2 protein-coding genes are annotated in these 1,731 nt (G+C 54.7%); both read right to left on the bottom strand.

What is annotated here, in order from left to right:
- Positions 1–860, bottom strand: an 860-nt coding sequence (locus HWQ67_RS17720; RefSeq protein WP_218254022.1) for a hypothetical protein, incomplete at its 3' end; no start/stop codon positions are given.
- Positions 861–1,223, bottom strand: a complete 363-nt coding sequence (locus HWQ67_RS17715; RefSeq protein WP_218254021.1) for a hypothetical protein — start codon at positions 1,221–1,223, stop codon at positions 861–863. It lies immediately after the preceding gene.
- Between the last annotated feature and the right edge of the window lie 508 nt (positions 1,224–1,731).

Genomic DNA, 1,731 nt, shown 5'->3' with positions numbered 1-1,731 from the left:
AGAAGCAGCTCGCACATGTGCTGGCCGTAGGCCGCTTCCACTGGTGTGGCTACGCCTGCGGCGTGGTTCATTATGTGGTGCTGAACGGCCTTGTTGTAGGCCCATTCCGCTGTGGGTGCGTTGGGGAGGTTTATCAGGGTATCCCCGGCAACGTCCAAGGTCAAGCTTGTAACGTTCGCACCGTTGTAGGTGTTCGGGCCGTAGATCGTGGATGCCGACAGCGCAACGCCATCGACAAACGCCCCTATGGTTACATAGAGCCCTATGATGGACCCTACATAGAGGGAACCAGTAACACCGGGCAGGACCGTTGTAGCGCCTGCGATGTTCAGGTTCTCTATGAAGTCCGCGCTTAGGCGGTAGTCGAAGCTCCCGTACCTTGGGAACACGAATATGTTCCCTGCGGCGATTGCGTTGTTGGCCGCCGTCTGGGTCCAGAAGGCCTCACCGCTCTGGATAGCGCTGCACATCAGGAAGGCCCCGGCCTTCTGTGGGCAGTGAACGGCCAGCCTGCATCGGGCGTACCATTCCATTGCGGCCTGGGCCGCCGTGGTCGCGTCGGACCATGCAAGGCTCCCGGTCCTTGAAGGATCGTCCGGGTAGAAGAAGAAGTTGTAGGCGGACAAGTGCCAGCCTGGTAGCCTTATCTTCTTGTCGTCATAGGTCATCTGGAAGAACAGGAGCCCCCAGAAGGGATCGCCTGTGCTGTCTGCGGCGTTGGCCTTGGTTATCGCGCCCATGCAGAACACGACCTCGACGCTCTCGATGTCCCTTTCCCTGGTTAGGGTCCAGTTCAAGGGCGTCCCTGCGGTTGCGTAGTTGGCGATGGCTGCAACGGACATGTCCTCACAATACTTCATTTACGCCACCCCCAGGCTTGATGCCCCTTCCTGCAACTGGAACAGTCCAGCGCCGGTAAGGATGCCTCCGATAGCGCCCTTGATGACGCCGCCGAAGCCCGATCCATCGGCCATTATCAGTGTAACGCCGATGCTCAGGAAGATAGCAGCTCCCAAGAGCCTGCCATAGCCTTCCTTCCAATAGGCAGCGATCATTTCGTTCTTGCCTACGTTCTCATCAATGAGGTAGCCGACATTGATGGCCCCGCCCATTGAGTAGCCCACAAAAGTCATCCCCAGAGGGACGACATATTTCACGAGGATGCCGAATATTCCCGACATCGCTCCTTTCACGCCGCCTGAGGCGACTTGACTAACAGACATTGTTAAACCTCAGGATTAACAATATTCGAAGTTCTATAAAAATAGGCACTATCAAAGCTTACAGTTTTGACAGTTCACAAGGACCGTTAGTTGTATCTGGCCTTCGATCTGTTTGCCCTTTATCCGATTCGGGCATTTCCAAAGCGGAATCCTGTTCTTCTTCTTTGGGCAGTATATCATTACCGTCTTTTCGCTCATTCCGATGGCCTCTTTGGTATGTCCACGCCCTGCTCCTTCATGTATTCGATGAACTTGCGCTTCTGCTCCTCTGTGGGTGCAGGCATGGGCTTAGGGTCCTCGATATACACCTCTTTGCCGTCCGTGGCTTTCCATTTCTCGATGGTGTGGACCGTCTTACAGGTCTTGCAATAGTATTGAGAACCGCCCCGGTGCTTGTAGGGGTTCTTACAGGTCTTGCAGTAAAAGGTCTATTCCGCCGATAAGCCTACGCTCTTATGGAGGTTCATGCAATGGCTAAGAACAAAATGACCTTTTACTGCAAGACCTG

The sequence above is a fragment of the Candidatus Magnetobacterium casense genome (genome assembly GCF_019173545.1).
Classification (GTDB): domain Bacteria; phylum Nitrospirota; class Thermodesulfovibrionia; order Thermodesulfovibrionales; family Magnetobacteriaceae; genus Magnetobacterium; species Magnetobacterium cryptolimnobacter.
Note: the sequence above shows the minus strand (reverse complement) of the source record. Positions and strands in the feature narration are given on the sequence as shown.

What these genes read in the sequence shown, in the direction of transcription:
- HWQ67_RS17715 (WP_218254021.1), bottom strand. Translation starts at nt 1,223, where the DNA reads ATGTCTGTTAGTCAAGTCGCCTCAGGCGGCGTGAAAGGAGCGATGTCG.